The 11,604-nt window shown below is 48.7% G+C and carries 9 protein-coding genes; 7 read left to right on the top strand and 2 right to left on the bottom strand.

All coding sequences use genetic code 11. The features are described 5' to 3' along the window. The first annotated feature begins 71 nt into the window (after positions 1-71). Complete coding sequence (folB, locus tag VBY75_RS09690) at positions 72-455, top strand: dihydroneopterin aldolase (RefSeq protein ID WP_126783000.1); 384 nt, start codon at positions 72-74, stop codon at positions 453-455. A gap of 11 nt (positions 456-466) precedes the next feature. After that, entirely contained in the window at positions 467-976 is a 510-nt protein-coding gene (folK, locus tag VBY75_RS09685) for a 2-amino-4-hydroxy-6-hydroxymethyldihydropteridine diphosphokinase (protein ID WP_222235659.1), read from the top strand. Here the strand turns inward: folK and VBY75_RS09680 are convergent. Next, entirely contained in the window at positions 973-2,085 is a 1,113-nt protein-coding gene (locus tag VBY75_RS09680) for a multifunctional CCA tRNA nucleotidyl transferase/2'3'-cyclic phosphodiesterase/2'nucleotidase/phosphatase (RefSeq protein ID WP_222235658.1), read from the bottom strand. The genes folK and VBY75_RS09680 overlap by 4 nt on opposite strands. Before the next feature lie 109 nt (positions 2,086-2,194). Here VBY75_RS09680 and VBY75_RS09675 point away from each other — a divergent pair, with 109 nt between their 5' ends. From VBY75_RS09675 to VBY75_RS09660, 4 genes are all read left to right on the top strand, one after another. Further along, entirely contained in the window at positions 2,195-3,625 is a 1,431-nt protein-coding gene (locus tag VBY75_RS09675; RefSeq protein ID WP_416512243.1) for an ExeA family protein, read from the top strand. 2 nt (positions 3,626-3,627) lie between these two features. Continuing rightward, on the top strand, positions 3,628-4,335 hold the full coding sequence (locus tag VBY75_RS09670; RefSeq protein ID WP_416512241.1) for a general secretion pathway protein GspB: 708 nt from the start codon (positions 3,628-3,630) through the stop codon (positions 4,333-4,335). 109 nt (positions 4,336-4,444) lie between these two features. After that, positions 4,445-6,229, top strand: coding sequence for an acyl-CoA dehydrogenase C-terminal domain-containing protein (locus VBY75_RS09665; protein ID WP_416512239.1), 1,785 nt, complete (start codon positions 4,445-4,447; stop codon positions 6,227-6,229). After that, positions 6,219-6,656: a hypothetical protein gene (locus tag VBY75_RS09660; protein WP_416512237.1), complete on the top strand. Its 438-nt coding sequence runs from the start codon at positions 6,219-6,221 to the stop codon at positions 6,654-6,656. Before VBY75_RS09665 ends, VBY75_RS09660 begins: the two co-directional genes overlap by 11 nt. Positions 6,657-6,706: 50 nt before the next feature. Here VBY75_RS09660 and putA read toward each other — a convergent pair whose 3' ends face one another. Further along, positions 6,707-9,874 carry a bifunctional proline dehydrogenase/L-glutamate gamma-semialdehyde dehydrogenase PutA gene (gene putA, locus VBY75_RS09655; RefSeq protein ID WP_416512235.1) on the bottom strand — a complete coding sequence of 1,056 codons (3,168 nt, stop codon included), beginning with the start codon at positions 9,872-9,874 and terminating at the stop codon, positions 6,707-6,709. A 225-nt stretch (positions 9,875-10,099) separates the two neighbouring features. On the opposite strand from putA, the gene VBY75_RS09650 reads away from it, so the two are divergent. Continuing rightward, positions 10,100-11,599, top strand: coding sequence for an inorganic triphosphatase (locus VBY75_RS09650; RefSeq protein WP_222235652.1), 1,500 nt, complete (start codon positions 10,100-10,102; stop codon positions 11,597-11,599). Positions 11,600-11,604 lie beyond the last annotated feature (5 nt).

Below are 11,604 nucleotides of genomic sequence, written 5' to 3'. Positions count from 1 at the left end.
GTAGACTGCGATTAAAAGTCAATGCCCATAGAATAAGCGGTTTTTTGGGCAATTACCACGGGTTAACACAAATGGAACAAGCAGATATTGATGTCGTCAGTATTGAGGGTCTAACCATAGAAACCATTATTGGCGTTTACGACTGGGAAAAAGAAAAAAAACAGCAGTTAGTGCTGGATATTCAAATGAGCTGGGACAACCAGCGCGCAGCGACCACTGATGATATTGACGACGCTTTAGACTACGCTCTGGTCAGCGAACGGGTTTCGGCCTGGGTGGCAGAGAAGCCGAGACAGTTAATTGAAACCGTTGCTGAAGGGGTTGCTACCTTAATTCTGAATGAGTTTGGTGTTCAGAATGTTGAAGTGCGCGTAGCTAAGCCCGGGGCAGTGCCCAATGCGAAAAATGTTGCGGTTACGGTTCGACGAAGCGTGTTTGATAGTCCGTTTGGGTAAGAGGTAAGGTTGTGGCGCAAGTTTTTCTCGGGGTAGGCTCTAATACGGATCGTGAAAAATACATTCGTGCCGGCTTAGAAGCAATTGCCGAAAGCTTTGGCTGGCGTCAGCGTTCACGAATTTTTCGCAGTGAATCGGTTGGATTTTCCGGCAGTGATTTTTACAACCTGGTGGTAGAGGTGGAAACAAGCCGATCTGTTACCGAGGTTTTAGCCGAGTGTAAGCGCATTGAACAGCAAAATGGACGAGTGCCTGAAAGTGCCAAGTACAGTCCACGGACGCTGGATATTGACGTGCTGCTTTATGATGATGTAATACGAGCGCAACAGCCGCAATTACCACGTGCTGAGATCCTTGAAAACGCTTTTGTTCTATGGCCGTTAGCTGAAATTGCCGGCGATCTCCTGCATCCTGTTTTGGAAGTCAGTTATCAGCAGCTGTGGGAACAGTATCAGGAGTCCAATAAGCAGGCGCCGCAGCAGTTAGAGCCTCTTGAAAATACTGGCTGGCTGGAGGGTTAAACCAGCGCCTCTGCAAGTATTTGCTCGCGCTGTTCACGCAGTGCATTGCCCAGAGCTTTACCGGTGAGTCCCTGCTGCTGCAAAGCCTGAGAACTAAGTGCTGACGCTTTCTCGGCAGCTAAGCGCAGTTTTTGGTGCTGCTTATCAATAGTTGTCTTTTGTTCTGACCGACTAAACTCGGCTTCCCTTAATTGAAGTAACTGCCCGAGTTTCTCCGGGCGTCGCCAGTAGTCAATTTGTTTTAAAGTGGCCGAAAGCGACTCTGCCTCAGGAAGCTTAGCCTGGGTTATAAAGAGCTCATTATTCCTGGCAAGGGTCGCGGCATCGCGATAGTGGTTTGGAATAGCCAGTCGGCGACAAAACTGCTTGATATCATCGGGTGTCTTTTGCTCTACAAATAAACAGGCAAAACGCAGTATTGCCGAGTCTGAATAAGCTGAAGTCCTGTTGAGTCTTTGCAGCTGGCTATCACCGGCCGTGATACCCGGTAAAACCTGGGGCAGTGCGTCGATACTTTTAAGTAAGTTTAAGAAGACGGAAGGTGTTTCGCTTAACAGTGCTTTTTCCCATTCTCTCCAGACTCTCTCGGGAACTAAGTGACTGAGCTCTTCGCTCTCCGACATCTGTTGCAGTAGCTGCTGGGTTTCTGCAGCCACACTAAACCCTAAATGTGCAAAACGAGCCGCGAACCGCGCAACTCTCAAAACTCGTAGAGGATCTTCTGTAAAAGCTTCTGACACATGTCGCAGTTTACGGGCTTCAAGATCCTGTACACCTTTGTAAGGATCAATAATTGTTCCGTCTTCGCTTTCAGCAATGGCATTAATGGTTAAGTCACGACGAGCAAGGTCCTGCTCAAGAGTAACCTCTGGCGAGGCATAAACGGTAAATTCAGTGTGACCTCTGCCTGACTTTCGCTCGGTACGGGCTAACGCATATTCTTCATGCGTATCCGGATGCAAAAACACCGGGAAGTCTTTACCTACTTGCTGAAAACCCTGGTTCAGCAGCTCTTCTGAGCGGGCGCCAACAACCACCCAGTCGCGTTCATGCACGGGTAATTTAAGGAGTTTGTCGCGTATTGCACCACCGACTAAATAGACTTCCACTGTTCACCTCAACTTTGTTTGGCATGATCATGTCGAATCACTGGTCGATGTGCAAGCAAGTCGTTACACTGTTGGACAAATAATAACATCAGCACAGTAGCGGACCGATATGTATCAAAACTATTTTGGTCTTCAGGCAGAGCCTTTTTCTATTGCCCCAGACCCAAACTACCTTTACCTGAGTGAACGGCATCAGGAGGCTTTAGCGCACCTTACGCAAGGGCTGCAGGGTAGTGGTGGCTTTATTTTACTGACCGGTGAAGTGGGCACAGGAAAAACCACGGTGTCACGGGCGTTGCTGGAACAACTACCTGAGTCGACTGAAACCGCCTTTATTTTGAATCCGATGCTGAATGAGGACGAACTGCTTGCCAGTTTGTGCGATGAGTTTGGTATCCGTTATCAAAAGCGCTCCGCCACTCGTAAAACTTTGACTGACAAACTCAGCCAGTTTTTCCTGAAAGCCAATGATGAAGGTCGTCAGTGTGTGGTGCTTATTGATGAAGCTCAGCATTTGCGCCCGCAAGTGCTGGAACAGTTGCGGTTGTTAACCAATTTAGAAACTCATGATCGGAAATTATTGCGGGTGATTTTAATTGGTCAGCCAGAGCTTCAGGATTTATTGCGCAGGCAGGAGCTGCGTCAACTGGCACAGCGTATTACCGCCCGTTATCATATTTTGCCGCTGACAGAAGCCGATACTCAACGTTATATTGCATATCGACTTCAGGTGGCAGGAGCGAACCGGCCACTTTTCAGTGCAGCTGCGGCGCGTAAAGCGCATCAAATGACTCAGGGGATTCCCCGTTTATTAAACCTGTATTGCGACCGGGCACTACTGGCGGCCTATACGGAATCAAGTGCAGAAGTTTTACCACGGCACTTACAACAAGCACATGCCGAGCTCAATGGTCCGGCCGACAGAAGAAGCGGTGTTAAGCACCAGTCACCCTTCTGGCGTTGGGCTGGCGCACTTATCTTATTCGTGGCCAGTGCTATAGGAAGCTATAGCCTGGTCAGAGAAACGGCCCCTGAGCCGGACAGGACAACCACCATGCAGTATAAGGCAGCGCAAGAGCTGGCCAGTGTATGGGGTTTACCAGAGCCTCCGTTAGACACCGATTTTTGCAAGTGGGTAGAACAATATGACCTTGCTTGCCTGGAGTTACGGCAAAGCCTGCAACAGTTGCGCAGTATTAATTACCCGGCCTTACTTTATAAACGCGACAAAATGGCGAATCTGGTTACCGATGGTACGGCTATAGACACTAACGGCTGGAATGGTGCCTTTTTAATTTTGTACCAGAAACCGCTGGCAGAAAGTCCAGATGAAAAAGAACAGTGGGTGCGTGAACAAGTGCGCGAACATGTAAGTTCAGAATGGCAAAAAAAGTCATCTGAGGAGCAGTTTAAAGCGTTGCAAAAGAGCCAGGGACTTCGTGTGACCGGCAAGTTGGATGAAGCAACGATGGCATGGCTGGCCTCAAGAGCTTCAGATTTTGGGCCCAGATTGAATAAAAGAGCGAGTAAAGAGAGTTAGTCATGTCCTCCTTATTAAAAGCATTAAAGCAACAGCAGTCGCCGCTATTAAAGCAACGGTCAATATTAGACGCGTCTTTAATGGCTACCGACAATAGTACCCGACGTTGGGGGTGGCTAATATGGCCCGCAATAATTGTTGCAGGGGGAGTGCTGGGGGCAGGAACCGCTCAGTGGCTCGCGAAAGAACCAGAGCCTGAAACTGTTGCGGCGGAGCGCTTTAGTTGGGGGGAAACAGAAACCGTTGAAGCGATAAGCTGGGATGCTGAACCGCAAGAGGAAACAGTAGAGGTTGCTAAGAGCTCAGAGTTGCCAGAGCCAGCTTCCACGGGCGCGTCTCAGCCCGAACAAACAGAACCACAGCGTGAAGCTCTCGATTTATCTGCCGTGTCGCCCGACTTGTTAGAGCGTTTTGAAGCCGCAGTGAATGATACCGGTAGTAACAATAATGATAATGCCGATACAAGCGTTATTCCGCCACTAGGTGAGCTTTCGCGTTCATTTCAGCGACAGGTGCCAGCCTTTAGCTACGATAGCCATATGTACCGTTCCAGTGCGTCCCAGCGATGGATTGAACTCAATGGCCAGCGACTATACGAGGGCGATGCGCTGAATCAATTGACTATTCTGAGAATAGAGCCGCAGAAAGTGGTGTTGGTGATGGATTCACAAGCATTCTCACAAGCCGCTTTAGAAGACTGGCAACCGTAGAAATTATTGACATCCCGCAAAGGGATTCATACTCTTGTGCGATAAAGTTTAAACAGGCGTTTGAATTATTTGTTTGAATGCCCCTGTGATTCATACAAGAGGTAATGATATGGCTGACTACAGAGCTCCCCGCGACGATATGGACTTTGTCCTGCACGATGTATTCCGAGTTGCCGACGACTGGCAGCAAACCCCTGAACTTGCCGACATGATGGATGTTGAAACTGCCGGTGCTATTTTGGATGAAGGTGCCAAGGTTGCTGAAAACTTAGTAGCGCCGCTGGCCCGTGAAGCCGACGAGGAAGGCGTTAAATTTGAAGATGGGGTAGTAACAACTCCTAAAGGCTACAAAGAGAACTTTCGCCAGTTAGCTGAAGGCGGCTGGGTTGGCGTAACAGCTAACCCGGACTTTGGCGGCATGGGGTTACCTAAGTCTTTGTCGGCTCAATACGAAGAAATGCTTTGTAGCGCCGATATCGCCTTTTCTCTTTACCCGGGCTTAACCTCCGGCGCTATTATGGCAATTAACTCGCATGGTAGTGACGAACTGAAGAATCATTATCTACCGCGCATGGTTTCAGGTGAGTGGACCGGCACTATGTGCCTGACAGAATCTCATGCCGGAACAGATTTAGGTATTATTCGCAGTAAAGCGATACCAGCTGAGGACGGCAGTTTTTCTATCAGCGGTACTAAGATATTTATCACCGGTGGCGAACACGATTTAGCGGAGAATATCGTTCATTTAGTGTTGGCCAAATTACCTGATGCTCCGGCAGGTACAAAAGGCATTTCGTTGTTTGTGGTGCCTAAGTTTTTGTCTGATGAACAAGGCAACCTGACCGAGCGTAACGCTGTTAGCTGTGGCTCAATAGAACACAAGATGGGTATTCATGGGTCAGCCACCTGCGTCATGAATTTTGACGGCGCAAAAGGCTGGCTGGTCGGTGAACCTCATCGCGGGCTGCCTGCTATGTTCACCATGATGAACTACGAGCGTCTGGGAGTTGGCATTCAAGGGCTGGGAGCTGCAGAGCGTTCGTACCAGAATGCTTTGGAATACGCTAAAGATCGCATTCAGGGACGTGGCGCTAAAGCAACTCGCAACGACCAGGCCGAAGCCGATTCAATTTTAGTGCACGGCGATGTGCGCCGTATGCTGCTGACCATGAAGTCGCTTACTGAAGGCGGCCGCGCGTTCTCAACCTGGGTGGGTCAGCAGCTCGACCGCTCGAAATACGCCGAAGATGAGCAGGTTAGACAAAAAGCAGACGCGATGGTTGCGTTATTGACACCTGTCGCTAAAGCCTTTTTAACTGACACCGGACTGGAGTGCACGGTTCACGGGCAGCAGGTTTTTGGTGGTCATGGTTACGTGCGGGAGTGGGGTCAGGAGCAGTTGGTTCGTGATACTCGTATAGCGCAAATTTATGAGGGCACAAACGGTATTCAGGCACTGGACTTATTGGGTCGTAAAGTGTTTGGTTCGCAAGGCAAACTATTGCAGCCGTTTAATGAAGAAATTCAAGGTTTTCTGGATGAAACGGCGACCGGCAGTGAATGGATCAAGCAGCGTGAGCAATTGCAGCAGGCGCTGAATATACTGAATGGTGTCAGCGAGGAAGTACTGCAAAAGGCCGCGGGCGATGAAAACCTTGTTAACAGCGTAGCGGTTGAGTATCTGCATCTGGTGGGTTATGTTTCTTACGCTTACTTGTGGTTGAAGATGGCGATAGCAGCTGAGCCACTGGTAAACGAGAAACCCTATTTGGCAACCAAAACAAAAACGGCCCGCTTCTATTTTGCGCGTATTCTGCCACGTATTCATAGCCTGGCTTTAGCGATAAAAGACGGCAGTGAGAGCCTTTACTTACATAGTGACGATGACTTCTAAAAACGAAAAATCACAAGAAACAGCACTGACGTTTTATCGTGACAGTCGCCGGCCCCAAGCCTGGGGCGGCTTCTTTTTGGCGATATGGATGGCAATTTATATTGGCGATGCAGTTCCCTTGTGGATTATCATCACCGGGGCACTGCTGACTATGGCGATTGTTACGGCAATTGTCGTTAAGTTCAGACCATTGCAGCCGGCTGCGTTTTATCGTGACCTTGAATTGACGGAAAAGCGCCTGATTTTGCCTCCCAGAACTTATCGGCTGGAGAAACCACCGGTATTACACCTATACGAGAAAGACCTGGCCGGGTTGAGTTTTGCTGATGAAAAAGGACGTCGGCAGGAAATTATTATCGTTTTTAATGATAGCCTCAGGCAGCAGTTGGATGACTACCAAATAGAATTGAAAAATTACGAAGAGTAAAATAAAAAGCCAGCGATTCCTCGCTGGCTTTTTTGTACCTTACTTTGCTTTTAATCGTCTAAAGACAATAACGTTGCGTTACCACCAACAGCAGTAATGTTATCACTGCGTGTTTTCTCGGTAATGAAGCGAGTAAGGTAGTGTGGACCACCAGCTTTTGGCCCGGTACCTGACATGCCGCGACCACCGAATGGTTGCACGCCGACAATTGCGCCTATCTGGTTACGGTTAATGTAGACGTTACCCACATCGATTCGGCTTGCAACATCGTATGCAAAGGTTTCGTTCCGGCTGTGAATGCCAAAGGTTAAACCGAAGCCGGTGTTGTTGATGCTGTCAATAACCTCATCAATTTCGCTGGTTTTATAGCGTATCACGTGCAGTATTGGGCCAAAGTTTTCTTTTACCAGTTGGCTAATACTGTCAATTTCTATCGCCGTAGGTGCGACAAAGGTGCCACCCATAGCATAATCAGGCAGAGGTGCGCGCGCAATTAAGCGTCCCGCCTGCTGGATGTCAGAAATGTGCTGTTCCAGGTTGGTTTTGGCGATACCATCAATAACCGGACCGACATCGGTTTCATGCAGTAATGGGTCGCCAACCTGCAATTCTTCCATAGCACCGCGTAGCAAGTCGATAATACGATCAGCCACGTCGTCCTGCACAAAGAGAACGCGCAGAGCTGAACAGCGTTGTCCGGCGCTCTGGAAGGCGCTGGCAACTACGTCGGTGACAACCTGCTCTGGCAGAGCGGTTGAGTCAACCATCATGGCGTTCTGTCCACCGGTTTCCGCAACCAGAGGGACGATTGGGCCTGTTCGTGCCGCTAATGCACGGTTAATTGCCTGAGCTGTATAGGTTGAGCCGGTGAAGCAAACACCGCCAATATCTTCCTGGCTGGTTAAGTAGCTGCCGACCTCGGCACCACTACCTGGCATAAAGTGCAATACGTTGCCCGGAATACCTGCTTCTAAAGCTAACTGCACCGCGCGGTAGGCAATTAAACCAGTCTGCTCTGCTGGTTTGGCAATAACTGAGTTACCGGTAACTAACGCTGCCGCAACCTGACCGACGAAAATTGCTAACGGGAAGTTCCATGGGCTGATACAGATAAAGGTGCCTCGACCTTCAACGAACAGCTCGTTGTCTTCGCCTGTTGGTCCTGGCAGCTGAATGGGTTTACCCATTAGCTCACGGGCTTGGTTGGCGTAATAGCGACAGAAGTCTACGGCTTCGCGAACTTCGTCGATACCATCCTGTAAGCCTTTGCCCGCTTCGACTGAACATAAAGCGATCAGTTCGTTACGGTTAGCTTCCATTAGATCCGCGAATTTTTCCAGGCATTGTGCACGCTCTTCGGTCGGCACGTCGCGCCAGGATTTGTAGGCGGCGTTGGCGCTTTGTAGCGCTTTCTCGGAAAGCTTTTTATCGCCCCAGTAAATGCGGCCAGCCTGTTTAGCTGTTTCCTGAGGGCTGGTAATACTGACATGGTGGTCGGTTTCAACGGTTTTTCCATCAACGATGGGACCGCCTTGCCACTGTTTGTCGCGGTACTGTTGAACCGCTGCAATAAAATCATCTGCTTGTGAGTGAATATTCATATTCAATCCTAACGAATTTGTGCGATCCCCATACATTTGAGGGGGAAGTGGAATTTTGCTGTTTGCGTACTTTTCGTAACCTGAAGCCGTTTTCATGGGGTGTTCAACCAGCTCATTGACTGGCGTATCTGAATCTAACAGTTTGTGAACAAACGACGAGTTAGCACCGTTTTCTAACAGACGACGAACTAAATACGGCAGCAAATCTTTGTGCGGGCCAACTGGCGCATAAATGCGAACAACCATGCCCGGATTCTGCTCCATTATGGTGTCGTATAAGCTGTCACCCATGCCGTGTAAGCGTTGATATTCAATGCGCCGCTTATGAGTTTCGTTCATCTGTTCAATGGCCACAAAGGTTTGCGCATTGTGAGTAGCAAACTGCGGATAAATAGCTCCGTCGGTATCGTCACTTAACAAATAGCGTGCGCAGGCCAGATAAGAAATATCACTATGAGACTTGCGGGTAAATACAGGGTAGCCGAGCAGACCGTTTTCCTGAGTCCACTTAATTTCGTTATCCCAATAGGCGCCTTTAACGAGGCGTACCGGTATTTCGTCGCCACACTCTTTGGCCAGAGCTGTTATCCAACATAAAGTTGGCAGGGCACGTTTTGAATAGGCCTGGACCACCAGACCAAACCGAGGCCAGCCTTTGCAAACACCGCTGCGATAGACTTTTTCAAATAACTCCAGTGACAGCTCATGGCGGTCGGCCTCTTCGGCATCAATGGTCACACCAACATCAGCTTCTTTTGCCAGCTTAACCAGGTCAGTTAAGGTGGTGGCAAGCTCAGTCAGTACGCGTTCGTGGTTGGCCGATTCATAGCGGGGGTGCAATGCCGACAACTTGATTGAAATGGTCGGTCGTGGTGCATCCGGGTTATTAAATTCTTCTTTGGTAATGGTCTTAATTGAGTTGACGTACTGCTGCTTGTAGTAGTTCGCATCTTTCATCGTTAATGCGGCTTCACCAAGCATGTCGTAAGCGTGAGTATAACCTTTGTCGCGGTTGTCGCGACTTTCTTTCAGGGCTTCCTCAATGCTGCGTCCCAGCACAAACTGCTTACCCATAATTTGCATGGCGGTGTACGTCGCCTTGCGAATGACCGGCTTGCCGAGCTTACGGATAAGGCGTCGAAAAGCACCGCGTGGTGTTTCCATTGGCTTGCCGGTGGGGTTCGTTACACTGTTTGTCAGTGCCAGACCCCAGGTACCGGAATTGACTAACCATGAGGCGCTCTGGCCCATGTGCTTTTGCCAGTCGCCGCCGGAAAGTTTGTCCTGAATTAATGCGTCTGCTGTATAACCATCGGGTATACGTAATAGTGCCTCGGCAAGACACATTAAAATGATACCTTCTTTAGTATCCAGGCTGTACTCTTGCAAAAAGGCGTCAACAACGCCGTTATCTGCCCGTTCCCTCACTTGCTCAACTAATTTAGCTGCGCGCTCGGTAACTGCGCTAACCGTTTCATCATCGGCAGGAACCAGCGGCAGTAGCTCACGCATATATTGATCTTCGTCAACAATATAATTGTCAGTAATTGCCTGCTGTAAGGACTTTAAGTCCTCAGCCTGATGCTGTTTGGATAGCACCTCACTCGCTTTGAACATAGCATCTCCTGTATAGCCAGGCCGAAGCTCGGCGTGCTTCCCCAACGTTGGGAATCAGCGCAAGTATAAGCTTATTATTGCGCTGGTAAAGACCCTTTATGGTCGGATCTCACGTTGCAACTTTTCACCCTTAGTGTCAAGTGAACTAAATGCCCGTGTTTGTTGACCGTTAGCCGCCAAGCCAGTACCTTTAATCTAACTTATTAAACGCATCGGAATCGATTTATGTCACAAGAAGTTGAGCTCAAATTACTGATTGCTCCGGAACAACGAGAAAAAGCACTCGAAGTCTGCCAGTCGTTGGCGGATGCTAATCAGGCTAAGCCCAATAAAGAGCAGTTTGAACTTACAAACGCTTACTTTGACACATCCGATTTGCGTTTACGTCAGTTCGATATTGGATTACGGATACGTAGCTATAAAGATCATAAAGAGCAAACAATCAAATTGGCTGGCCGGGTTATGGGCGGCATGCATCAAAGGCCCGAGTACAATGTTAATGTTGACAAGGACAAGCCTGACTTAACCTTATTTGACAACGAAATATGGCCGGATGACTTCCCGGTGTACGATATTCAGCGCGACTTAGATACCTTGTTTGTTACTGACTTTATGCGCACTCAATGGCGACTTCCCAGTGGTGAAGGTGTTATCGAGATGGTTTTTGATGATGGCTATATTGAGTCCGGGGAGCAACGTGAGCCGATAGCTGAAATTGAGCTTGAAGTGCAAAAGGGCTCTTTAACTGAGGCCTATCGACTGGCAAATGAACTGGTTAAAAAAGCGGGTGCGAGAGTAGGCTCGCTCAGTAAAGCTGCAAGAGGTTACTTATTAGCAGGGAAAAGCCTGCTTGAACCATTTACGCAGATGCATTACGTACCGCTAAAGTCGGAATATAATGTCGGTCAGGCATTATATCGGTCGTTAGAATCCGGGCTACGTCATTGGCAGCACAATGAAGCCTGTCTGGAGTTTCAGCCCAGTGTAAGAGCCGTACAGGGCATGGCAGATGGTATTCAAATGGTGCAGGTTGTACTGGAACAGTTGATTGAAAATGGTGTAGGAGAGCGCCGGCTACTGACCAATATCTCGCAAATAATGTCGAAGCTGCAGTGGTTAAAACGTTTTGAAGGGCTGGATGAACTAACCGCTGAAGATGGCGCTTATCATCGTGCGCTTAAGCGCTATAACAAGCTTTATGAGTCGCTGCTTAATAGCCAGGAGGATGTGATAAGGCTGACGGAAGTTTCGGAGCTGGTTCACTCAGTCAGCTATCAGAGAACGCTACTGGAACTGTCTGAATTTCTTTTCAAAGAAGAAATGACCGAAGAGTTAGAGCAGCCAGTTTTGCCCTGGAGCAGCCAGCTATTGAAAAGTGACTGGCAACTTGTGCAGACCGCTTTTTCAGAGCACGAAAGATTAAATGAAGAAGGCTATCTGAAATTGCTGACACCCCTGCAAAACAGCTTGCTTATGGGGACGTGCTTCGGTCATTTGTTTGATCCTGACTTAAGGGAAAAATTCCGTTTGCCGTGGCAAGATTTAGCAAGAGGCATCCGCGAAATTACGGCCCTGCATATTTTGCATGAGCGTATCAAAGAACGTGACGACGAAATTGATGAAAAGTTAATGGAATGGCAAAAGGTGCAGCGAGAATCCTTGTTGAAAGCGCTGGAGTATTCGCGAAAAGCAGCTCTGAAACGTGAACCCTATTGGATGAATTAAGGTAG

The sequence above is a fragment of the Idiomarina sp. HB genome (genome assembly GCF_048059115.1).
Lineage (GTDB): Bacteria > Pseudomonadota > Gammaproteobacteria > Enterobacterales > Alteromonadaceae > Idiomarina > Idiomarina abyssalis.
This window is presented reverse-complemented; position numbering and strand designations above follow the sequence as displayed.

What these genes read in the sequence shown, in the direction of transcription:
- folB (WP_126783000.1), top strand. Translation starts at nt 72, where the DNA reads ATGGAACAAGCAGATATTGATGTCGTCAGTATTGAGGGTCTAACCATA.
- VBY75_RS09675 (WP_416512243.1), top strand. Translation starts at nt 2,195, where the DNA reads ATGTATCAAAACTATTTTGGTCTTCAGGCAGAGCCTTTTTCTATTGCC.
- VBY75_RS09670 (WP_416512241.1), top strand. Translation starts at nt 3,628, where the DNA reads ATGTCCTCCTTATTAAAAGCATTAAAGCAACAGCAGTCGCCGCTATTA.
- VBY75_RS09665 (WP_416512239.1), top strand. Translation starts at nt 4,445, where the DNA reads ATGGCTGACTACAGAGCTCCCCGCGACGATATGGACTTTGTCCTGCAC.
- VBY75_RS09660 (WP_416512237.1), top strand. Translation starts at nt 6,219, where the DNA reads ATGACTTCTAAAAACGAAAAATCACAAGAAACAGCACTGACGTTTTAT.
- putA (WP_416512235.1), bottom strand. Translation starts at nt 9,874, where the DNA reads ATGTTCAAAGCGAGTGAGGTGCTATCCAAACAGCATCAGGCTGAGGAC.
- VBY75_RS09650 (WP_222235652.1), top strand. Translation starts at nt 10,100, where the DNA reads ATGTCACAAGAAGTTGAGCTCAAATTACTGATTGCTCCGGAACAACGA.